Annotated in this window: 22 protein-coding genes and 1 pseudogene; 12 read left to right on the top strand and 11 right to left on the bottom strand. The window is 67.8% G+C overall.

Going from position 1 to position 21,027, the window contains the following annotated elements; translation table 11 throughout:
- The 3 genes from ACIBKY_RS29080 to ACIBKY_RS29070 are packed head-to-tail and all read left to right on the top strand — an operon-like array spanning position 1 to position 2,159.
- Positions 1–969 carry an aldo/keto reductase gene (locus ACIBKY_RS29080; RefSeq protein ID WP_397101375.1) on the top strand — a complete coding sequence of 323 codons (969 nt, stop codon included), beginning with the start codon at positions 1–3 and terminating at the stop codon, positions 967–969.
- Between the two features lie 21 nt (positions 970–990).
- A complete protein-coding gene (locus ACIBKY_RS29075) occupies positions 991–1,290 on the top strand; it encodes a cupin domain-containing protein (RefSeq protein WP_397101373.1) in 300 nt (99 codons plus the stop codon).
- Positions 1,287–2,159: an aldo/keto reductase gene (locus ACIBKY_RS29070; RefSeq protein ID WP_397101371.1), complete on the top strand. Its 873-nt coding sequence runs from the start codon at positions 1,287–1,289 to the stop codon at positions 2,157–2,159. Before ACIBKY_RS29075 ends, ACIBKY_RS29070 begins: the two co-directional genes overlap by 4 nt.
- Here the strand turns inward: ACIBKY_RS29070 and ACIBKY_RS29065 are convergent.
- Entirely contained in the window at positions 2,156–2,716 is a 561-nt protein-coding gene (locus ACIBKY_RS29065; RefSeq protein ID WP_397101369.1) for a DUF4291 domain-containing protein, read from the bottom strand. The two genes, ACIBKY_RS29070 and ACIBKY_RS29065, sit on opposite strands and share 4 nt — an antisense overlap.
- 116 nt (positions 2,717–2,832) lie before the next feature.
- Here ACIBKY_RS29065 and ACIBKY_RS29060 point away from each other — a divergent pair, with 116 nt between their 5' ends.
- The gene (locus ACIBKY_RS29060; protein WP_397101367.1) at positions 2,833–3,246 is read left to right on the top strand and encodes a PPOX class F420-dependent oxidoreductase; all 414 of its coding nucleotides are present in this window, start codon (positions 2,833–2,835) and stop codon (positions 3,244–3,246) included.
- A gap of 97 nt (positions 3,247–3,343) precedes the next feature.
- On the opposite strand, the gene ACIBKY_RS29055 is transcribed toward ACIBKY_RS29060, so the two are convergent.
- Both ACIBKY_RS29055 and ACIBKY_RS29050 read right to left on the bottom strand, forming a co-directional pair.
- Positions 3,344–4,348 (bottom strand): aldo/keto reductase, encoded by a 1,005-nt coding sequence (locus tag ACIBKY_RS29055; RefSeq protein ID WP_397101365.1) that lies wholly within the window; start codon positions 4,346–4,348, stop codon positions 3,344–3,346.
- On the bottom strand, positions 4,345–4,773 hold the full coding sequence (locus ACIBKY_RS29050) for a PPOX class F420-dependent oxidoreductase (protein ID WP_397101363.1): 429 nt from the start codon (positions 4,771–4,773) through the stop codon (positions 4,345–4,347). Before ACIBKY_RS29050 ends, ACIBKY_RS29055 begins: the two co-directional genes overlap by 4 nt.
- A 95-nt stretch (positions 4,774–4,868) precedes the next feature.
- Between ACIBKY_RS29050 and ACIBKY_RS29045 the strand changes: the two genes are divergently transcribed.
- Positions 4,869–5,693: a helix-turn-helix domain-containing protein gene (locus ACIBKY_RS29045; protein WP_397101361.1), complete on the top strand. Its 825-nt coding sequence runs from the start codon at positions 4,869–4,871 to the stop codon at positions 5,691–5,693.
- Positions 5,694–5,814: 121 nt separating this feature from the next.
- On the opposite strand, the gene ACIBKY_RS29040 is transcribed toward ACIBKY_RS29045, so the two are convergent.
- Positions 5,815–6,330 carry a GNAT family N-acetyltransferase gene (locus tag ACIBKY_RS29040; RefSeq protein ID WP_397101359.1) on the bottom strand — a complete coding sequence of 172 codons (516 nt, stop codon included), beginning with the start codon at positions 6,328–6,330 and terminating at the stop codon, positions 5,815–5,817.
- Between the two features lie 243 nt (positions 6,331–6,573).
- Positions 6,574–6,747, bottom strand: a complete 174-nt coding sequence (locus ACIBKY_RS29035; RefSeq protein ID WP_397101357.1) for a hypothetical protein — start codon at positions 6,745–6,747, stop codon at positions 6,574–6,576.
- Between the two features lie 35 nt (positions 6,748–6,782).
- Between ACIBKY_RS29035 and ACIBKY_RS29030 the strand changes: the two genes are divergently transcribed.
- The 3 genes from ACIBKY_RS29030 (at position 6,783) to ACIBKY_RS29020 (ending at position 11,299) form a co-directional block, all read left to right on the top strand.
- Entirely contained in the window at positions 6,783–8,231 is a 1,449-nt protein-coding gene (locus ACIBKY_RS29030; protein WP_397101355.1) for an ATP-binding protein, read from the top strand.
- Positions 8,232–8,306: 75 nt separating this feature from the next.
- Positions 8,307–9,530, top strand: coding sequence for a hypothetical protein (locus tag ACIBKY_RS29025; RefSeq protein ID WP_397101353.1), 1,224 nt, complete (start codon positions 8,307–8,309; stop codon positions 9,528–9,530).
- Between the two features lie 170 nt (positions 9,531–9,700).
- On the top strand, positions 9,701–11,299 hold the full coding sequence (locus tag ACIBKY_RS29020) for a hypothetical protein (RefSeq protein ID WP_397101351.1): 1,599 nt from the start codon (positions 9,701–9,703) through the stop codon (positions 11,297–11,299).
- Positions 11,300–11,302: 3 nt separating this feature from the next.
- Here the strand turns inward: ACIBKY_RS29020 and ACIBKY_RS29015 are convergent, their stop codons facing one another.
- The 3 genes from ACIBKY_RS29015 to ACIBKY_RS29005 are packed head-to-tail and all read right to left on the bottom strand — an operon-like array spanning position 11,303 to position 13,757.
- Positions 11,303–12,037, bottom strand: a complete 735-nt coding sequence (locus tag ACIBKY_RS29015; RefSeq protein ID WP_397101349.1) for an ABC transporter permease — start codon at positions 12,035–12,037, stop codon at positions 11,303–11,305.
- Positions 12,034–12,783, bottom strand: a complete 750-nt coding sequence (locus tag ACIBKY_RS29010) for an ABC transporter permease (protein WP_397101347.1) — start codon at positions 12,781–12,783, stop codon at positions 12,034–12,036. Before ACIBKY_RS29010 ends, ACIBKY_RS29015 begins: the two co-directional genes overlap by 4 nt.
- Positions 12,780–13,757, bottom strand: coding sequence for an ABC transporter substrate-binding protein (locus ACIBKY_RS29005; protein ID WP_397101345.1), 978 nt, complete (start codon positions 13,755–13,757; stop codon positions 12,780–12,782). Before ACIBKY_RS29005 ends, ACIBKY_RS29010 begins: the two co-directional genes overlap by 4 nt.
- Before the next feature lie 87 nt (positions 13,758–13,844).
- Here ACIBKY_RS29005 and ACIBKY_RS29000 point away from each other — a divergent pair, with 87 nt between their 5' ends.
- The 4 genes and pseudogenes from ACIBKY_RS29000 to ACIBKY_RS28985 all read left to right on the top strand — a co-directional run bounded on the left by ACIBKY_RS29000 (position 13,845) and on the right by ACIBKY_RS28985 (position 17,407).
- Complete coding sequence (locus ACIBKY_RS29000) at positions 13,845–14,120, top strand: hypothetical protein (RefSeq protein ID WP_397101343.1); 276 nt, start codon at positions 13,845–13,847, stop codon at positions 14,118–14,120.
- Positions 14,121–14,315: 195 nt separating this feature from the next.
- Positions 14,316–14,542 (top strand): annotated as a pseudogene (gene rpsO, locus ACIBKY_RS28995) (30S ribosomal protein S15).
- 730 nt (positions 14,543–15,272) lie between these two features.
- The gene (locus tag ACIBKY_RS28990) at positions 15,273–16,517 is read left to right on the top strand and encodes a hypothetical protein (protein WP_397102174.1); all 1,245 of its coding nucleotides are present in this window, start codon (positions 15,273–15,275) and stop codon (positions 16,515–16,517) included.
- Positions 16,478–17,407, top strand: a complete 930-nt coding sequence (locus ACIBKY_RS28985; RefSeq protein ID WP_397101341.1) for a nucleotidyl transferase AbiEii/AbiGii toxin family protein — start codon at positions 16,478–16,480, stop codon at positions 17,405–17,407. Before ACIBKY_RS28990 ends, ACIBKY_RS28985 begins: the two co-directional genes overlap by 40 nt.
- Here the strand turns inward: ACIBKY_RS28985 and ACIBKY_RS28980 are convergent.
- The 3 genes from ACIBKY_RS28980 to ACIBKY_RS28970 all read right to left on the bottom strand — a co-directional run bounded on the left by ACIBKY_RS28980 (position 17,326) and on the right by ACIBKY_RS28970 (position 20,518).
- Positions 17,326–18,621, bottom strand: a complete 1,296-nt coding sequence (locus ACIBKY_RS28980) for a hypothetical protein (protein ID WP_397101339.1) — start codon at positions 18,619–18,621, stop codon at positions 17,326–17,328. The two genes, ACIBKY_RS28985 and ACIBKY_RS28980, sit on opposite strands and share 82 nt — an antisense overlap.
- A gap of 65 nt (positions 18,622–18,686) precedes the next feature.
- On the bottom strand, positions 18,687–20,042 hold the full coding sequence (locus ACIBKY_RS28975) for a hypothetical protein (protein ID WP_397101337.1): 1,356 nt from the start codon (positions 20,040–20,042) through the stop codon (positions 18,687–18,689).
- On the bottom strand, positions 20,039–20,518 hold the full coding sequence (locus tag ACIBKY_RS28970; RefSeq protein WP_397101335.1) for a hypothetical protein: 480 nt from the start codon (positions 20,516–20,518) through the stop codon (positions 20,039–20,041). The genes ACIBKY_RS28975 and ACIBKY_RS28970 overlap by 4 nt, the downstream gene beginning before the upstream one ends.
- Between the last annotated feature and the right edge of the window lie 509 nt (positions 20,519–21,027).

Here is a 21,027-nt window from a genome sequence, read left to right as displayed (position 1 = left end):
GTGGACCATCGACGGTGCGGGCGCAGCGGGCTGCTGCTGCCCGCTGTCTCCCTCGGGCTCTGGCACAACTTCGGCGACGGCCGTACACCGGAGAGCCAGCGCGCGATCGTGCGCGCGGCCCTCGACCTCGGCATCACCCATTTCGACCTCGCCGACCGGTACGGCCCGCCGCTCGGCGCCGCCGAGCGCACGTTCGGCTCGATCTTCCGGCTCGACCTGCGCGGCATGCGGGACGAGATCGTGGTCACCACCAAGGGCGGCAACCCCATGTGGGACGGCCCCTACGGCAAGGGCAACTCCCGCAAGCACCTGCTGGCCGCCCTGGACCGGTCGCTCGGCCGCCTCGGCCTGGACCACGTCGACATCTACTACCTGCATCGCGACGACCGGGACACCCCGCTGGAGGAGCAGGCCGCGGCCCTGGACCACATGGTCCGCACCGGCCGGGCGCTGTACGTGGGCGTGTCGAACTTCGCGCCCGGCCGCACGGCGGCCATCGCCGGGCTGCTGCGCTCCCTGGGCACACCGCTGCTGGTGCACCAGCCCGTCTACTCGCTGCTGCGGCGCGACATCGAGCAGGAGTTGCTGGGGGTGCTGGAGCGGGAGGGCGTGGGCTGCGTGGTGTATTCGCCGCTGGCCCAGGGGTTGCTGACGGACCGGTATCTGGCGGGCATCCCGTCGGACTCGCGGGCGGCCGAGGGACGGTTCCTGACGGCTGACCGGGTGACGGAGGAGGTGCTGTCTTTCGTACGGCAATTGTCGGAAATTTCGGCTGATCGTGGGCAATCGGTGGCGCAGCTGGCCCTCGCCTGGGCGCTGCGCGACGAGCGGATCACCTCCGTGCTCGTCGGCGCCTCCAGCCCCGAGCAGCTCGCGGCCAACGCCGCCGCCGTGGACCGCCTGGGCTTCACCCCCGACGAACTGGCCGCCATCGAACGGGCGGCCAAGGAGAGCGGTGTCCTCGGCTGACGGCCTTCGGAAAGGAGCCCCATGCGCAGGAGCACGCTGGCCGAGCACGGCGACGGGATCTCGTTACCCGGCTACCGGGTCGAATCCGGCGGCGTCTCCACCCTGTCCCCGGGGCAGATCAGCCACAACCGGGGCCCGCACACCCATCCCGATCCCGAGATCTTCCTCATCCTGTCCGGCACGGGCCGCGTCCATCTCGACGGCGAGGTGTCCGGCTTCGCCGCCGGGGACGTGCTCATCGTCGAGGCCGGCGAGGACCACCACCTGGAGGCCGTCACCGAGGTTGTCACCACCTGGCTCCATCTGGAGGCCGCCCCGTGACCCTGCCCCACCTGCCCGAGCTGGGGCTGGGCGGCGGCCCGCTCGGCAACTACCTGCGTCCCGTCAGCGACGGGCAGGCCCGCGAGGTCGTGGACGCCGCCTGGGAGTCGGGCATCCGCTACTTCGACACCGCCCCCTACTACGGGCTCGGCCTGGCCGAACGCCGTCTCGGCGCGGCGCTGCGCGACCGGCCCCGGTCGGAGTACGTGCTGTCGACCAAGGTGGGCCGGCTGATCCGGCCGGGACCCGGCGGGCCGGGGATCTTCGCCGTGGCCGACGACCGGCACGCCGTCTGGGACTTCTCCCGCGACGGCGTCCTGCGCAGCCTGGAGGAGTCGCTGGAACGGCTCGGCACCGGCCACGTCGACATCCTGCTCGTCCACGACCCCGACCGCCACTGGCCCCAGGCCCTCGACGAGGCGTTCGCGACGCTGGCCGACCTGCGCGCGCAGGGAGTGGTGAAGGCGATCGGCGTCGGCATGAACCAGCCCGCGATGCTCGCCGCCTTCGTCAGGAACGCCGATCCCGACGTGCTGCTGGCCGCCGGCCAGTGCACGCTGCTGCGCCGTACCGCGTTCGACGAGCTTCTGCCGCTGTGCGCCGAGCGGGGCGTCCCGGTGGTGGCGGCCGGCCTGTTCCACCGGGGCCTGCTGGCCGAGCCGCCCTCCGATCCGCCGCCGGAGGTCCGGCCGATCCTGGACGCCTGCGCCGCGTACGGGGTGCCGGTGGCCGGTGCCGCGATGCGTTTCCCGCTGCGCCACCCTGCCGTGCGCTCGATCCTCATCGGGGCCCATACTCCGGCCCAGGTGCTGGCCAACGTGGCGGACTTCCGTACCCCGGTCCCCGAGGGGTTGTGGGCCGCGCTCTAGGAAGCCTGGACGACGGCGGCCAGCTCGGCGCCGAGCGGGTAGGGACGCTCGTCGGGCAGCAGCCCGGTGACGTCCCGCTTGGCCCGCAGCGCCGCGTGCACGGCCTTGACCTGCGGAGTGATGTCGCGGATGCCGGTGATCCACTCGTCGGCGTAGCGGGTGACCGCCTCGCCGGACAGCCCGATCTGGATCGAGCGGTGGGGCAGCGGGTTGTGGTGGAGGTCGCGCTCCGGGTCCCATTGCACCCGCACCGGCCTGCCGCGGACCTCCGCGCCGCCGTGGTGGCTCAGCGACGCGTTGGCCAGCGCCCACGCGAAGCCGTCGCGGCTGATGTCGACGGCCAGCACGCGGGCCTGGCCGGGCTTGGTGGCATAGCCGCAGCGGTACATCATCCAGAGGAACGACGGCTTGATCCACGTCATCCGCTCGCGCTTGAAGGGCGCCACGAACCGCTGCGCCGCGACCGCCGGAACGGCGATGGCCGGGTCGTAGGCCTGGTAGACGGTGATCGTCTCCTCGGTGTAGACGGCACGGATCTGCCGATAGGGCACGTTCATCCGCCCAGCGTGGCGAAGCGGCGGCAACCCCGCAACGCGATTTACCCGTGTCTGTCGATGCGCGGGCCGCCCGATCGTGTAAAGGGAGAGGAGCACCGCAGAAAGGGAGACCTGGCATGACGTTCACCGACGAGGAGCGCGCCTACCTGCGCTCCCAGTCCCTCGCCCGCCTCGCCACGCTCGACGATGGCGACCAGCCCGACGTGATGCCCGTCGCCTACGAGTTCGACGGCACGTACTTCTGGATCGGCGGCGGCCGGAGCGTGGTGGCCACCCGCAAGTTCCGCAACGTCGCCGCCGGACGCGCCAAGGTCGCGCTGGTGATCGACGACATGCCGTCCTCCGACCCGTTCGTCGCGCGCGGAATCCGCGTGTACGGCGTGGCCGAGCAGCCCTTCGAACGCACCGGCATGGTCGGGCCCGGCGTGTACCTGCGCATCACGCCCACGATCTCCTGGAGCTGGAACCTCGCCGGCGAGCCGGTCGGCGAGAGCTGGTACCCGTCCCGCCGTGCCGTACATCAGCCCTGAGACTCCCGGATCCTCGTGTCCCAGGGTGGCGGCATGACGCGGAGCTGGACCGACGCCGACGTCGGACGGGTAGGCGAGCGGTGGAGGAGCCGGCCGCCTACGACGCGTCCAGGCGCCGGTAGCCCTCGCCGAACACCCAGGGATCGGCCTCGCACTCGGCCAGGAAGTCCCCGGGGAAGCCCGCCTCGAAGGCGGCCGCCGCCTCCAGCCTCCTGACCACCTCCCCGTCCAGCACGACCTCGGCCGCGCCCAGGTTGTCGGCCAGTTGCCGGGCGTCGCGGGCGCCGACGATCGGGTGCACGAACGGGTGCCGCGCCCGCGTCCAGGCGATCGCCACCTGCGACGGGCTCGCGCCCACCTCCCCCGCGACCTCCCGCACGGCCCGCGCCACGGCGTGATCCCGGTCGCCGAGCGTCCCGGGATCCACCCGGGTGGGCCCCTCCGCCCCCTCGCCGCCGCTGAACTTGCCCGACAGCACGCCCCCGGCCAGCGGCCCCCACGCCGCCACGCTGAGCCCGAGCTCGCCCGCCATCGGCAGCAGCTCCCGCTCGACGTCCCTCTTGAGCAGGCTGTACGGCACCTGCACCCCCGCGAACGGCGTCCACCCGCGCCACTCCGCCAGCGTGTTGGCCCGGCTCACCACCCACGCGGGCGCATCCGAGATCCCGACATACAGCACCTTCCCCGCGCGTACCGCGTCGTCCAGCGCCCGCATCGTCTCCTCCAGCGGGGTGCGCCGATCCCACAGATGCACCCAGAGCAGGTCCACGTAGTCGGTGCGCAACCGCCTGAGGCTCTGCTCCAGCGAGTGCACGAGGTTCTTGCGGTGGTTGCCCGCCGCGTTCGGATCCGTCTGGTCACGGGAGATCGAGTACTTGGTGGCCAGGACGAGCCGCTCGCGCCGCCCGGCCAGCAGTTCGCCGAGGACGCTCTCGCTCTCGCCGTAGGCCGAGGCCGTGTCGATCACGTTGCCGCCCGCGCCCTCGTAGGCGTCGAGCATCGCGCGATGCTCCTTGCCCGCGCCGCCCTCGTAGAAGCCCATCGCGCCGAAGAACAACTCCGACACCCGCAGCCCGGTACGCCCCAGCAGCCGGTACCTCATGCCGCCACCTCCCTGGCGGCGAAGTCGCCCTCGATGCCCCAGGCGAGGATCCGCCGCGGCCGGATCAGGATCCACGCCTCCTCGAACGGGAACGGCGCCGCGAGCCGCTCCCCCACCTCCACGCCGCCCTCGTCGAACGTCCGCGCCACTCCCCTGATCTCGATGCCCCGCGGGGACCACGGCTCGACCGAAGCCAGGTCGTCCACCACGAACGCGACGTCCGGGTTGCGCCGGGCGTCGCGGAACTTCTTACTGCGGGCCATGCCCGAGCCCGCGACGCCGCCCACGATCAGCCCGCCGGAGCCGGGATCGTAGATCACCCCGACGGGGCGCACCGACGGCCTGCCGTCGGCTCCGGTCGTGGCCAGGCGGCCGAGAGGCTGGCTGGTCAGGTAGGCGATCTCGCCCGGTGTGAATGCGCTCATGGGGACGAGACTGCCGGGCCGTACACGGGAGAGGGAGACCGCCGTAAGCCTGGCTCCCGCAGGGCCACCCTCGCGGCCCGCACTACACTCGGGCCATGGGTAACAACGAGCTGGGGGCGTTCCTGCGCGCCCGGCGCGAGGCGGTGCCACCCGAGGCGGTCGGATTCCCGTCGGGAGCGCGCCGCCGCACCCCGGGCCTGCGCCGCGCCGAACTGGCCACGGTCGCGGGTGTCAGCGTCGACTACCTCACGCGTCTTGAGCAGGGCCGCGACCGGCGCCCGTCCACCGAGATCCTCACCGCGCTGGCCGACGCGCTCTCACTCTCGCCGGACGAACGCATCCACCTGCACCGCCTGCACAAGGCGGACGCCGGCGGCGTCTGCGCGGGCGCCCCGCCGCTCTCCCGCACGCTGCGCCCCACGGTGGAGGCGATGCTGGCCCGCATGGCCCACACCCCCGCCCTGGTCGTCAACCAGCTCACCGAGATCCTGGCCCACACTCCCGCGTACGCCCGCCTGCTCGGCCCCTTCGGCCTGCTCGACGACGACCCGCCGAATCTGGCCCGCTACCTGTTCACCGACCCCCGCGCCCGCGACGCCTTCCCCGGCTGGGCGGAGGTGGCCGCGCAACGCGCCGCCGACCTGCGCGCCGGCGCCGCGCTGGGCGACCGGCACGCGGCGCACCTGGCCGACGAACTGTCCCTGACGGCCGGAACCGAGTTCACCCGGCACTACGCGAACGCGATGCTCCCCGCCCGCGTCGGCACCGAACGATGGGCGCACCCGGAAGGCGAACTCCTGCTCGCCTACGAGACCCTCACCCTGGCCGGAACCGACGACCAGCGCCTGATCGTCTACGTCCCCGCCGACGAGGCGACCACGGCCCTGCTGGCCGAGCCCACCCGCACCAGCCTGTCGTAGGACGCCCGCCCGGAGCGGTCAACGCTCCGGGCGGACGCTCGGCCCCGAAAGGCTTGTGCCAGATCCCGAACGGCTTGTGCTAGATCCGGAACGGCTTGTGCTAGATCCCGAACGGCTTGTGCTAGATCCCGAACGGCGCCGCGTACCGGATGATCCCGGACGGCAGCCGCTCATCGGGCACGAGCGCCAGCGCCATCAGCGCCTCGTCGGGCACCTCGAACGTGACCCCGATCCCGTGCTCGGACGCGCGCCCGAACCCGAACCTCGGGTAGTACTCGGGATGCCCGAGGACGACGACGAACCGCTCGCCCATGGCGGCCGCGGCCCGGAGCACGGCACGTGTGGCGGCCGACCCCGCACCGGTCTTCTGCCGGCCGGGCCGCACCGAGACGGGCGCCAGGCACAACGCCGGGGTGTCCCCGATGTGGCACCGGGTGAGCAGCGCGTGCCCCACCGGCCGGTCGTCGCTGTCGACCGCGACGACCGACAGCCCGTCGATCCAGGCGGAGTCGGTGCGGAGCGCGTCGACGAGATCCGCCTCCAGCGGGGTCTCGAACGCCGCCAGAACGATCTCCCGCACGGCGGGGACGTCGGCGGTGGTCTCGGCGCGCGTGATCCACTCAGTAGATGAAGACATGATGGATGAAGATCCGTTTCGTGATGAGTTGACGATGTCCTCCGGCGGGCTCACGCACCCGGCCGGTCAGAAGGGCACGGTTCAGGCCGTCGTCCGGGACGTGAGGATGCTCCGGACGCTGCGCACGACAGTGGCCTCCAGCGCGGTCATCAACTCACCTCCCCTTCTCTCTCCATCTCGACCACCCACCCTACCAGCCCCGGATCCCTCGCCCTCCGTGAGAGGAGAGCGAGGAGGCGTGGGTCAGCCGGCCGCGCGCTGCATGATCTCCCGCTCGGTGAGCGGATCGGCCGCGTGATGGCCAAGGCGGTGCGGTGCACGGATCAGAGCCTCAGGGATGCCCGTGCCCACCGCGTAAAACTGTCCGGCCTTGGTGATGTGGCCGTCTTCCTGATCGAAGAGTTGGGTAGACTTCATCTACGTAGATTCTATCTACATAAGTGGAGGCCAGGTTGCGCGGTTTCATCGGCCGCACCGCGGAACTGTCATTGCTCACGAAACGGCTCCGGCGGGTACGGGAGACAGGTGCGGGTGTCGCCGTGACCCTGCGCGGCCGTCGGCAGGTGGGCAAGTCCAGGCTGGTCCAGGAGTTCTGTGACCGCGCGGGCGTGCCCTACCTGTTCACCACCGCGACCAAGGGCGCCTCTGCCGTGGAGGCCGTCGGGGCCTTCCTCGCGGATTTGCGGGAATCTGAGCTTCCCGAGGATCCCGCTCTGGTTCCCACCGCGGTCGGGGGGAATTGGCCCGATGCCTTCCGTGCGCTGACCATGTCGCTTCCGGCGCGGCCGTGCGTCGTCGTCCTGGATGAGGTCCCGTGGCTGTCGGAGCAGGACGGGCTGTTCGAGGGCGCTCTGCAGACGGCATGGGACCGTCTGCTCGCCACCCGGCCCGTGTTGCTGCTTCTCCTCGGCAGCGATCTCCACATGATGGAGCGGCTGACCGCCTACGACCGGCCGTTCTTCGGGCGTGCGGACAACCTGGTCCTCGGTCCGCTCCATCCCGGTGACGTCGCCGACGCTCTCGGCCTCGATGCGGAGCATGCGATCGACGCTCATCTGATCACCGGAGGCCTGCCCGGCATCATCAGGACCTGGCCCCGTGCTCTGCCCGCACTGGAGTTTCTGCGCCAGGAGGCCGAGGATCCCGGCGCGGCCGTTTTCAGCGTCCCCGAAGCGGTGCTGATGGCCGGGTTTCCGAATCCGGATGTCTCTCGCAGGGTCCTGGAGGCCATCGGCGCCGGGGACCGCACCCACGCCAACATCGCCGCGACAGCGGGCAGCCGCGACGGAGCGCTGCCGTCAGGCACTTTGTCCCCGCTCCTACGGAAACTGACAGCGGAGAAGCGGGTGCTCGCCCTGGACGAGCCGCTGTCGGCCAGGCCGGGAAAACCGGGGCTGTATCGGGTCGCCGACAGCAACTTGCGGCTCTATCTCGGCATGCTCCGCACGGTCCAGGAGCAGGCTCGGCGGGGGCGCCCCGAGGCGGGGTTCCGCCTGGTCGAGCGGCGTTGGACCGCCTGGCGAGGCCGGGCCGTCAAACCGCTCGTCAGGCAATCGCTCGAACTCGCCGCACTGTCAGGGCGCCTGCCCTGGCCCGAGGTGGAAGCGGTGGGCGGCTGGTGGAATCGCCGGTTCGATCCCGAGGTCGACCTGGTCGGAGCCGACCGCGTGCCCGTCGCCGGACGCGTTCTCTTCACCGGGTCGATCAAATGGCTGGCATCCCCTTTCGACACCCACGACCTCGCCACGGCACGCCGGTCCGTCGTCCAGGTTCCGGGCTACGACCCGGCGACCACTTCACTCGTCATCGCCTCGCTCACGGGGCTGGCGCCGGATGTCGATCCTCGTTGCGTGGACCTCGTGTGGACGCCGCGCGACATCATTGATTCCTGGCGTCCCTGAAAGGGAACCGCATAGTAGTTTGCAGGCATGCCTGGATCACCTGCATTCCTCCGGCGTAAGCCCGTTGTGTTAGCCGTGGTCGCGGGAGTTGTCGCGCACGGCGTGCCGCCCGTGTACGCCGCGGATTCACCGCCGAATGCCATCATCGTCTGGGACAAGAACGCCGAAACGGCGATCTGGGAAATCGCCCGGCAGCAGCCGCAGGTCCAGGCCCGTAGTTTCGCCATGGTGCACGGCGCCGTTTACGACGCGGTCAACGCGATCGCCGGCCGGCCGTACCAGCCTTATCTGCGCGCGCCACGCGCCGACGGGAGCGAATCGACGGAGGCCGCCGTCGCGACCGCGGCTTTCCACGTTCTGCGCTCGCTTTTCCCGGCGCAGCGGGAAAGGCTGCGAAAGCAGTACGACGAGTCGCTCGCCGCCATTCCCGGCGGCACCGCCAAGCGGCGCGGCATCGCCGTCGGCGGCCAGACGGCCGCGGCGATGATCGCCGCGCGGGAGGACGACGGCGCGTTCGGCGACCAGACCTGGCCCGTCGGCACCAAGCCGGGTCAGTGGCGGCCGACCCCGCCCGTGCCGAGCACGGAGGGCGCCTGGGTCGCCTACCTGAAGCCGTTCATGCTGGCGAGGGCGTCGATGTTCCGCACCGCCGGCCCACCGGCCCTGACCGGCAGCAGGTACGCCCGCGACTTCAACGAGGTCAAGACCGTCGGCTCGGCGACCAGCACGGTCAGGACCCCGGACCAGACCCAGGCCGCCATCTGGTGGCACGACCGGCACCTGGCCGAATGGGAAATCAAGCGCCAGCTCGCCGTCACGCGGCGACTGACCCCGCTGCAGACGGCCCGCATGTTCGCCATGGTCGACCTCGCGGAGGCCGACGCCACGACCGCCTGTTTCAACGAGAAGGCCGCCTGGAACTTCTGGCGTCCCATCACCGCCATCCGCCTGGCCGATACCGACGGTAACCCGAGGACGGACGCCGACCCCGGCTGGACCCCGCTCCTGGTCACCCCGCCGCACCCCGACTACACCTCCGGCCACACCTGCTTCACCGGGGCGAGCATGTCGGCGCTCGCGCACTTCTTCGGGCGCGACGACATCTCCTTCAGCGGCCACAGCAACGACTCGGGCACGACCCGCCACTTCCGCAGCTTCTCCCAAGCCCTGGAGGAGGTCACCAATGCCCGCGTCTGGGGTGGAATCCACACCCGCACCGCCGACATCGAAGGCGCCAAGATCGGCAAGCGGGTAACCGCGTACATGGTCAAGCATTACTTCAAACCCAGGAATCACTGACACCACCCGGCGGCGGATCCTTGGTCGGCCGCATGCGGACACGCGGCAGCCGTAACGGCCACGAGGCCCGGCTGTGAGCAGGGCGGAGTGGCCGGCGCGGCCCGATCACCCAGAATGGGCGCCCGGCCATGGGTCTGGGCGGTCCGTGAGTCCGGTGGCACGATGCGGATATGGAATACCTGAACGCGGTCGAAGCCGAATTGAAATCCGTCTCGCCAGGGATGGAAGGGAAGCTGTGGAGCCGCACGCCGGGCAACATATTCGACACGACCGGCGATGACGCCGCGTCCTGGATATTGCAGGTTCCCGACTGCTGGGGATGGACCGCCTCCAAAGGCATTCCGGCAGGCGCCGAAAAGCCCGGCGTCAAGAAGCTCCTGAACCGGCTGCGGCACAACATCGCCCAGGCGGGCAGAACCGTGGACATCACCGGTTTCGGCCCGCCGGACATGATAGGTTCCCCCGCCGGGCCATTTCCGGACGGTAATTTCCTCGACGCCATGTTCGACGGAATCAAGGAAGCCGTCGAACGCCGCGACGAAGGCGACGACCGGTTGATCGTGCGGTTCATGACCGGTGTGGTGGGTGTGGACCGCACGGCCGATCCGTGGGTGTTCCGCGACGCGCTGATCAAACGGCTCGGCACGCTGGCGCGCGAGGTCGACCTGCGGGTCTGCTCGATGACGACGCGCGGTGTGTCGTCCTACAACCACACCAAGTTCGTGATCGTGGACGGCCGGTCCGTCATTCACGGCGGCATCAACTGGATGACGAACTACTACATCGAGGAAGGCCCGTTGTTCAGCCGGGGCTTCGGCGACACGGCGCCGGTGACCGACCTCGACATCGCCCTGCGCGGCCCGGCGGCCCTGTCGGCCGGCAAGTTCCTGGACATGTTGTGGGAGTGGGCCCGCACCCACGCGGGCTGGGTCAAGTCAGGCTGGATCAAGAACCGCAAGCAGTATCCGGCCTGGATCGCCGTGGAAAAGCCCAGTCCACCGGCCGAGGGCTGGACGTTGTACGACGGGGACGACGAAGAGCCCTATACCCCGGGCGAGCTTCAGGTGATCTCCGTCGGCAGCCTCGGATACGGCATCCTGGACCGCGACAAGGACTCCGCCTACGAACGGCCGTACGCCGAACGGGAAGACCAGGCGGCGAGCTACCTGAACAACGAGACCAACCTCGACAGCGCGTTCATGACGGTCAATCCCGACGCGAACGCCATCCGGGCTCTGGTCGCCCACGCGAAGACCAGCATCGTGCTGTCCCAGCAGGACATCAACGGATTCACCGGCCTGCCGTTGATGCACGCCCTGTTCGATGTCAGGCTGCTGGACGTCCTCGCCCAGAAGATGATGGAGAAAGTCAAGGTCCGGATCGTCATCAGCAATCCCGGGAGCCCGGACTACTCCAACGTCAGCAGCGTGGACGTGGCCTACAAATCGCTCTACCAGCGGGTCAGGCTCAGGACCAGGTATGACGCGGAGGCGCATCGGGTGCTGCGGCGCGGCCTGCAACTGGCGCCGTTACGCGTGTCGGATGAGCAGACCTGGCCGGGTAACTACAAGTACCGGCTGCACAGCAAGGTGGTCTGCGTGGACGCCACGGCGTTCTACGTCGGTTCCAGGAACGTGTATCCCGACACGACCCAGGATCACGGATTCATCATCCAGGACGAGGCAGCGGCCGCCCAGCTCATCGAGCATTTCCTCGAAAAACAGTGGCTCTATTCCAGGAACGCCGCGATCTGCGACTGGGAATGGTGACCTTCAGATCCGCCCGCCGAGCACGCGCCGTTCGGCGAGCACGAACAGCTCGTTGAAGGCGGATCCGAGCAGTCCGAGCAGGGCGATGCCGGCCCACATCCCGGGCAGGTCGAAGCGGGCGTACGACTCGGTCAGGTGGAAGCCGATGCCGTCGCGGGTGCCCGGCAGCAGTTCGGCGAAGACGGTGACGATCAGCGCGAGCGACAGGGCGAGCCGGAGCCCGGCGAAGACCTTCGGCAACGCGGCGGGCAGGACCACCCGGGTCAGAAGCTCCGCCTTCGAGAGCTTGAAGACCCGGCCGGTGTCCAGATAGAGGGGTTCGACCGAGCGGACGCCGTCGGCGGTGTTGAGCAGGATCGGCCAGACGACGCTGAAGACGATGAACGCCAGTTGCGTGCGCAGCCCGAATCCGAACACGACGACGAACACCGTGACCACGGCGGGCGGCGGGATCGTCCGGAGGAACTGCAGCACGCCGTCGAGGTAGTCGTGAACCCGGGCCGACAGGCCGATGACCGTCCCGAGCAGGATTCCGGCCACGGCCGCCAGTGCCAGGCCGGCGAAGACGCGTACCAGCGTGGGCGCGATGTCGCGCAGCGCGGCCGCGTCGCCGGACAGCCACTGCTGGTGCATGCGCGCGGCGATCACGCTGGGCCGGGGGAAGAACGGATTCCCGGCCAGGGCCGTGGCCACTTCCCAGGCGGTCAGCACGACCACGACCAGCGCCCAGCGTCTCACGTGCGCCTCCAGTGCCACGGAAAGAGCCTGCGCTCGGCGGCCACGAGGGCGGCGTTCACGCCCAGGCCGAAAAGCCCGACCCAGGCGACCGCGGCGAGGATGCCGGCGAGCCGTCCGTCCACGGTGCCCGCCAGCGCGATGAAGATGCCGACGCCCTGGCCGCGCCCGCCCACGACCTCGACGCTGATCGTGAGGATCAGCGCGACGCCGGCCGCGAGACGCAACCCCGTTCCGATGAACGGCGCCGCCGACGGCAGCGAGACGCGCACCAGGGTCGCCGCCCTGCCGAACCCGAAGGCGCGCAACGACTCCTTGGCCAGGGGGTCGACCTCGCGCAGGCCATACATCGTGTTGTAGAGCAGGGGCCACACCGAGGCGTACACGACGAGCGCGACGCGCAGTTGCAGGCCCGTCCCGATGAGCAGCGCGACGAGCGGAATGAGGGCGACCGACGGGATCGGCCGGAGAAACTCCAGGATCGCCCGGGTCGCGGCGCCGAGCGCGGGCACGGTGCCGAGCAGTACGCCGAGCGGGACGGCCACCAGCACGGCGAGGCCGAGCCCCGACGCCCACGCCAGCGCGCTGGTCGCGGCGTGCGCGCGGAACCCGGCGTCGGCGGCGAGGGCCACGGCCTGCCGGAGGATCTCCGTCGTGGGCGGCAGGATGCCCGGATTGGCGCGGGCGAGCAGCTCGAAGGCGGCGCAGAAGGCCAGCGCCCCGGCCGCCCGGCGGCTGTGAACGTTCACCGCATGAGGGACGTGACGTCCAGCGGCTTGGACAGCCATCCGGCCTGGCTCATCCAGTCGGCGACGCGCTGCAGCCTGACGGGTTCGTCCTCATCCGGGAAGAACGGCAGCGTGACCCGCTCCGCGGTGGCCCGGTCGACCTGCGTGAATTCGGGCAGCACCGAGGTCACGGACGTGCGGTCGGCCGTGAGCTTCCCGGCGGCGTGGATGGCCCGCCGGAAGGCGGCCGAGGCGGCGGGGTTGCGGGCGGACCAGTCCCGCGTGGTGACGTAGCCGGAGATCGGGAACTCGGCGGCCGGGCCGGAGGCGGGATCGAGGATCTTGCGGGCGCCCAGCTTGGTCGTGAGGGAGGTGACCATGGGCTCGCCCACGTAGGCGGCGTCGATCTGGCCTTTCTGCCAGGCGGGGACGAGGTCCTGGAACGTCACCGGGACGTAGGTGATCTTCGTCGGGTCCACGCCGTGCCGCTTGAGTACCTGGGTGAGGGCCAGTTCCTGGAAGTTCTTGAGGACCTGGACGTTGATCGTCTTGCCTTCCAGGTCCTTGGGGGTCTTGATGGGCGAACCGGGCAGGGCCATGATGCTCAGCGATTGGGGTGCGGCTCGCGAGCCTTCCGCCAGGATCTTCACCTGGAGGACTCCGGTGTCGTTCGCCTGGAACATGGAGACGTAATTGGCGAAGATGACGTCGGCTTCGCCGTTGAGAAGCATGGGGACGCCCTGCGGACCCGCCTGGATCGGGACCGGGGTCACCTTGATTCCCTCCTTTTCGAACAGGCCGTTTTTCAGGGCCACATAAAGGGCGGCGTTGTCGATGATGGGGAGGGTGGCCACTTTCAGCTCGGTCTTTTCCGGAGGGCCGCTCGGGTCGGGAACGGGCGACCTGGCGGCGCCGGAATCGCCGCCGCATGCCATTACGCCCAGTGCCAGGGATAAGGCCAGGGCGGCGAACAGGGTGCGGCGCGGAGATCTCATGCGGCTGGCTCCCTCTCGTGTCCGATCGGCGTGCCGTCCTCTCGATTGTGCGGCATCCAGGCGTGAAGATCAGTGCATGCTGGAGTCATGACTGATGATCAGATGGCCGCCGTCCGTGCCTTGATCAAGGGGTATGACCCCGAAGGGTTACTGAGCATGGGGGCTCCTGACGACGAGTACGACCCCGAAGTGCGCGATCTCGTCGCTCTCCTGGGCGGCGGAGAAGAGATCACCCCCGACGCTGTCCGCACCATCTGGAACAAGTGGTTCGACAATGGCTCCGACTGGTGCGCCCGGGAACCGGAACAGGTAAGTGAAGTCGCGGCCGCACTCGAGAGACTTCGCGGCCGGGCGGTTCTATAGCGACGCCCCGGGCCGTGCTTCCCGCATCGACACGACGGTACGGCGAGCGGAACCACCGGCCGCCATTCCGCATCGTTTGCGCGGCACGGGAGAACCGCCATGTTCAACACGATCCCCGATCAGCATGCCCGCCCGGCTTTGACCGCGTCCTGAGGAAAGGGGAGATCATGGCCCTCGACGACGCGCAAGAAGGCGATCATCGCGGAGTACGCGACCTTCGAAGGTGACACCGGTTCACCCGAACTGCAGACCGCCCTGCCGACCCACCGAACCGCCGACATCACCGCGCACCTGCGCGACCATGACAGCCGACGCGGCCTGCACATGCTCAACGGCCGCCGGCGACGACCGCTGACGTACCTACGCAACACCGACATCGAACGTACCGACGCCTCCTCCAACGCCTCGGCCTCCGCCGATGACCCCTGTGCCGGAGGGAACACCTCCCCCGGCACAGGGTCTTCGATCCAGCGGTGATGGATCGTCATAGTGTCGTCACGCGCCCAATAGAAAGAGCGTCCAGCAGAGCGAGACTAGGTCAGCCACGCGTCCTGCCTAGACGGCGAAACGAGCATCCGGTACGCGGCCCTGCCGGGCCGACCAGCATGAAGTCACTCCATGAACACCGTCTCCCCCTGAGTCCGCAGCTGGCGGCTGTCAATTTGCGCCCCGTTCAGTCCGCACGGGCAGTTAGTACGCACTTCAGCACTGGTCGTGACGAGCTCGGCGAGACTGTTGATCTGCCAGTCCGCCGCTGCCGGACCGTCTGCCCACAGTGAGGAAATATTAGCGCGATACAACAATTCGCGCTACACACGAGAATTATTGGACAATTCCAGGGAGCGATCCTCCTTCTGCACGTGCACATCAACATGACCGGCCAACACAAAGAGCAATTTATCTTGGGAAAATAGGCGGCGGACCTATACCGAGACTGGAGGGCGCCACGCAACGTCACTAGAGCTCCGCAGCAGCGATGGAACAAGTTCACTCTTGGATATTCTTATTCCGACGAACGTGAGATCGCGGATTATCCCGCGTCTCTCGCAGGGACGAGAGGTCGAGATTAGGCTGGCACTCTGGCGACTCTTCTGCCTTAATGGATTGACGTAGTAAATGACGGGTGATCGATGGCATGAGGACGGGTAAATCGTGACCGGTCAGCGACGTGATGCCTTGGCGGATGGGTTTGTGGCAGACCTTCTGACGGATTGGGTACCTGACGCGATCGGCGCCGTGGATGCCATACGCGCACTACGCGAAACCCCCGCTCCACCCGCCACACCTGTGGCAACGGACGAGATCACGGTGCAGATGGCCAGGCGCTCGGAGCGACTCGCGATTATCGACGTGATGCTCCGTGCTCGCTTGCACTGGCTCGTTGACGAGGCACTCACGGATCACTTGCCAGCCCCGGGCGTCTTCAGCTACCGCTCTGGGCACTCGGGCTACCACACTGGCTATTGGCAGCGGGCCGCGCGTCTACGGGAGCTATCCAGCGACCAACGGTACCCGCTCGTGCTCTACGCCGACGTGCATCACTTCTCCGCCTCGGTGTCCCTGGAAACCTTGCTCCGGCAGCCATGGATGACTTCCGTGCTTGCCGCGGAGTTGAGTGCCATCAACGTCGTCGCTGGCCACTGCTGCCTGCGAGGCCACCTGTGGGCCAATCGCCTCTGCGGCACAGTACTAGAGCCCCTTGACGCGGCACTCGAACAGGCCGTGGGATCTCGATGGGTGCGTTGGTCGGACGACATCCACGTCTTCGTCACCGATGACGACGAGGCGCAGCGGGTACGTCAGCTCATCGCCGAGGAACTGTCTAACCAGGGGCTCAGGCTCTCCGATGCCAAGACGGGCGTCGGTCCTGCGACATGGCCGCTGGCCGGACCCGCCAGGAACGTTGCTGGCCGACCTGCGGAGGTTTGGCGTGCGGGCGTCGAACACAATGACATGCGGGCGCTGCGCTTCGCGCTCCCAAGGCTCGGTCCTCTTGGCGACCCGGTAGCCCTTCGGGACCTCCTCGCGGTAACGGCGGCACACCCTTACCTGCTCCCCCGCGCGATCTCCTACCTGGACCACTTCGCAGAGACGACAGAGGGGGTAGAGATCTTCCATCAGTGGTTGGAGCGCGAGCTTGTCGAGCCATGGCCTCTGGCTCGGCTGCTGGCCTTAGCGATACGTCATCCGGCCCTTCTTTCAGCGTTGCCTGAACACACAGTGCGGGCCGCGGCGTACTCAGATGTGGCTGGCGTACGTGCACTGGCGTGGCGCGCCGCGTTTGAGCAGGGCCGAGTCACACCCGCGCCCACAGCGCGCCTGTCCTCGTGGATGCGGGATAACGGGTGGTTGAACGCATGCGGAACCGATTTGCCGAGTGTAAAAAGTCTGTTGTGACACATCCAGCCGAAACGGCCAGTTGGGGCGGACGCGACTACGCTGCCCTTCCACTCATCAGCCGGCTGTCCCTCCGTTCATATGCCTCGGCGATAGAGGGCTTGGCGCATGTCCTGCCGCATGGACTATGGCATGTCAAGGGCGCCACGGCCCTCCTGGCGCATGTGGGGCCGACCGCGAGACTCCCCCGAGATCTCGACGTCAGCGTCGCGGAACCCGCTGCCGAGGCTCTCCTCCGCCGCACTTCTCCACTTGAGGATGACGAAGGCGGCCTAGTGGACATCCTGGGGTCTGAGACCATGAGGTTCAGCGACGCAAGAGCGAAGCCTCAGGTGTACCGAGTCCTGCTAGGAGTGGGGCGCGACCCGCTGATCACCTTGATCACCGCGGATGTTCTAGTGATCCCGGAAGTGGACGCCCTAGCCGACAAACGGGCTACGTCCATAAGGTTCCCGACCTCCAGGACCTGGGTGCCTGCAGCAACACTCAGCAGATGCCTGGCACAGAAGTTGCTTCGCTACACATTGCGACGTAGCGGCAACCGACTGAATACCCGCTGGTCGGACCTGTGGGACTTTCTCGTGGCCGTGTCGAGCCCTGCCGCGACGGAGCTGGACGCATCTGTACTGAGAGATGACATCGAGATCGAGTTTTCGCACATGGGCAGGACGGTCCCAGCCACGCTTTCGGAACCTCCCGCGGAGTGGCTCGATCATTGGGACGCGCACTCGTTCCAGTCGAGGCTCTCCTTCGGCTCCCTGAACGCCGCAGCGGCCCGTCTGGCGCTCTTCTGGGACCCACTGCTCTCCTACGGCGGCGTGCCGCTTCGCTGGAACCCCGCTTCTTGGGAGTGGAGAGGCTCCCCGACCACGTCGGTGAACTTGCGATGAGACGCGGGAGGAAGGTGCCTCAACCACGTATCCGCGTGGTGGCGGGCGTGGTGGAAGTGGTGGTTGGGATGATCACGCAGGCGGAGCAACCGTCCAAGGACAATCAGGGCCTCGCGTTCTGGCAGGAGTTCACCGAACACGTGCATCGCTGCGAACGGTGTGTCCTCTGGCGTGAGCAATTTCGTCACGTGCAGGCTGAACTCCGCGCTCCGCCGCGCGACATCTCGGTCCGCCGCATCGGTCCCTTGTGCCCTCGCCGCTCCTGCTCCGCTGCGGATTCTCCCCTCCCCGGCCGCATTCGTGGTCGCCAAAACGGTCCTGAAACGATCTATGGACGACACCATGCCTTCGAGGCCGTCGCCCAACGTCCCGAACAGCATGCCCGGTTGACGACCGAGATCGCGGAGATGAACCGCCAGAGCCTGCTCACGTTCCAAACGGTCGCTGTACGCGATGTCCAGCGTCTTGGATGTGCTCCGCTCCGCCGCAAGCCAGGCACGAGCCGCTGGAATCAGCCGTGCCGCATTGCCTTCGACTGATGTCGTCGCTTTGGTTCCGGCCGTCGGCATCGGCCCTTTGGCCGACCCCCATTCGATGCCGTGGACGTCCGTGATGACGTAGAGCGGCATCCCTTGGGCACCGGAGAGTTCCTCGATACGGTCGCCCCGCCGGACTCCTGGCCAACGGGGGTCGTCTCCTTCCTCGGCTGCGATCTCTTGGTCGCCGTACGGTCTGACCAGCACGGCTGCCAGCATCGAGGCGACGTCGCGCTCATCTGGGCCCGGGCGCCGTGAGCGCCACTCTTCAAGGCTTCGCACGGCCTCACTGGTTCGCAAGCTTGAGTGGCTCCGCCGCACCCGCGCAGCGACGGCAGCGCGATAGCAGGCGGCCAGCAGTGTGGAGATCTGGCGGCTGGGAGGGCCGGAGAGCGGGACAACGGTCCAAGACCAGCCCATCCGGACCGGAGAATCGGCGGGCAGTGTCTCACCTAGCGCCATGGCCAAGTTGGGTTCGGCGCCAGGCACGACAGCGACCAGATCCTTACCGTAGAAGCCTGCTCGCCAGAATCGTGGAAGTGTGGCGGCGAACCGGGCGAGTTCGGAGCGCACGAGGGCCAGGCCGCCGACGTGATCGCGCCGCGCCTCGATGATCGTCCGCAGCGCGGTCGTAACCACGACAACCGTTGCCGCCGACCCCTCAATTGCTGCCAGCACATCACCAGCATCCGCACAGCCAGGAGGAAACCCAGGCGCCTGCCGCGGTGGCGTCTCGAATGTCCTCATCGCCGTCTCAACGAGAAGATGCCCGACAACAGTCTTTTGAGTCCGGGAAATGCCAGGACGAGGCCGACCGAGACGATAGCCGATAGTGCAACCGTCTTCCATAGCGACGGATAGTCGTTGTCGGCCAGTCCCTGCCACATCGCGACCCCCACCGTGATGGGAAGGCCCAGGGCCGTGAGCAACCCCAAGATGGCGTTGGTGGTCTCGCTCGCTGCGGCTTGCACTTGCCGGGAGAATTCCCCAAGGTCCCGCACCAGTCGATCCATCTCCGCCTGCAAGCCAAACTGACTCTGGCAGGCGGCCAGAATCACGTCCATGCTTTCTCGATGACCGAAATGGGCTGACCAATAAGTGCGGCGAAAATTCAGAAGTTCTCGCTCCAGACGGGCGACCTCCTCTCGCTTGGGTTCGTGACGTCCCGTCCTGGCCACCGCACCGCCGATCGCGTCGAGGAAGATTCGCTGCAAGCAGGCGAGCGCGACGGCGTCAGCGTAGAGCGTGCGCAGGTGGTACGTGGTCCCGTCGTAGAAGTTGACAGGCGTATCACGGCCTGGATCCTGGGCGGTGCCTACAAGGGAGAGGCCCCTGTGAGTGACGATGCCACGCACTTTCGACGACATACGAATCTGCAGGGCACGCAGGTCGTTGAGATTCTCCGCGTCCGGCAGATATCGAGCGGAGTAGTAAAGACTCCAGAGCCACTGATCCTCAAGCCGCCACCCAGCGTACTCCTGCCGAGGAAAAAGCTCGGGCAACCGGTTCACCGCGGTGACTAGGGTGCATGCGAAAGCCTCTCTGGTATAGGGGGAGACCGTGGACCCTTCAGGCAGTTGATGGCCGATCCACTCCCGTTGCGCTATGCCATGGCTCGGATCGAGATTGCAAGTTCTATGTAGTGTCTTTAGTACCTTTTCACCCTCCTGGATGGGCAAGGTGCCGTGCAGCATCGCGACACCGTTCGGGCCTCGGTCACCACCTGCGCCCGCTGCCTGAAGCGCCTCTGGCGTGAGCCGGACGATCTCCACGCCGGAAAGCGTGAAGCCAGCTTTCGGCATGGTCAAGCCGTCGGCTTCCCGGTGCCAGCGCACTGGGTCGGCCCAAAGTAGCGGTAGCAGTCCGTCAGAGGTGTACGACCGGCGGCTACCCGCCTTCGCAGTGATCTCGTCGCGACGGCCCATCCGCCAGCCTAAGGGGAGTGGCCCCGCCTCAAACGGTGCCTTCGGTTCCGCGGACACGGCGACGGGCACCACCAGCACAACATCGCAGCGGGCAAGCGCTGGTTTTTCGCGCCTGCCCAGCTCCTTCAGTCTGCTCGTTGCGGTTCGCAGAGCAGCCGACAGTCGCGTATTCACGCGATCTGCTGTAGCACGGAACGGATTAAGGCGTCACGCTCGGCGGATGTTACAGGCGTGAACTCTTGCCGCGAAGGACCTTGGCCCCTCGGCAACAGCACACGGGCGATGTGGCGGACATGCCGACCCCGTGCCACGAGAGTCACCGTGCCGGCCGCTCCGGCTACGCGGTGCAGTTCCATCGGCTCCTGCGAGTAGCGCGCCCCCCGGAGCATAATTGACCGAGCCCGCTCCACGGCGACGACCGTTCGACCACTGGTGGGATCGAGCGCGAATGTGGTGCCGTCCGAACTATAGGCCGCAATCAGGGCGCCGCCCATGTCACTGTCCTCAGACACATCGAGATCGTATGTGGTGTTGACGAGCCTGCCAGCCAGAAGCATGGAGGTGAATCCCCAGCGATGATCATGTATCTGCGAGTCCATCGCCGCGTTCTCCCAGACATGAAGGAACAGACGCTGTCCGTCTGTGTTCATCCCGAGAGAGACCTTGGTGAACCCGTTGGGATGACGTACCGCAGCCCCTTCGCCATCGCGACAGAGGGCGGTGCTCAGAACAGCGCAAGCAAGGGCGAAATCCTCCCTCGTGCCAGGGCGCTCAGCTTTCATCGCAGCCCCGCGGGACCAAACGCGATCTCATCCAAACCATGCTCACCCCCATACAGACCCTTTGGCTCGTGATCAACTCTACGATTCTCTGGCAAAGAACACGAGCACGACCTGTTCGCTGACTAGACCTGTCTCTGCCTGGACCGGAACAAACACGATGCCTCCCACCAGCATCCGATCAACTCGCGCCAGGCTTTTACGCGGACCCGGTTCCGTGAATCGACCTTCTGACACGCTCAGGTCTCGCGTCTCTAGCCGACGAGGTAGTCACAGTGAACGCTTTTCATCCTCACGTTGCTGGCGCAACTCGGCGATTCTGCAGGACGGCGATGGCCTTGCACAGGTGGCCGGCCTTGGATGGGCTGCAACGTAGTTTC

The organism is Nonomuraea sp. NPDC050394, from assembly GCF_044459065.1.
Taxonomy (GTDB): Bacteria; Actinomycetota; Actinomycetes; order Streptosporangiales; family Streptosporangiaceae; genus Nonomuraea.
The sequence above is the reverse complement of the archived record's forward strand: the minus strand, read 5'-3'. Positions and strand labels throughout refer to the sequence as shown.